The 206-nt window shown below is 45.6% G+C and carries 1 protein-coding gene; it reads right to left on the bottom strand.

Annotation, left to right across the window (positions count from 1 at the left end):
• Window positions 1-206 (bottom strand): hypothetical protein (locus tag LKK83_RS31890; RefSeq protein ID WP_324628774.1); only part of this gene is annotated, 206 nt, incomplete at both ends.

Here is a 206-nt window from a genome sequence, read left to right as displayed (position 1 = left end):
AGATAGTCATTTCCGGTATTGCCGTGCAAAATATCGTTGCCAGTTCCCGCATAAAGGTTGTCATTTCCTCCCATTCCCAACAGGAAATTATCCACAGTAGTCCCGAACACCGCTTCGGCGGTATCCGTAGCGAAAAAGGGAAAAGTATTTCCCGCAAAAACCGTGTTTCCTACGGAATTTTCCGTGGGGAAAATTAGGTTTTCGTT

This window comes from Phormidium sp. CCY1219, from assembly GCF_035615515.1.
In the GTDB taxonomy this organism is placed as follows: domain Bacteria; phylum Cyanobacteriota; class Cyanobacteriia; order Cyanobacteriales; family Laspinemataceae; genus CCY1219.
Note: the sequence above shows the minus strand (reverse complement) of the source record. Positions and strands in the feature narration are given on the sequence as shown.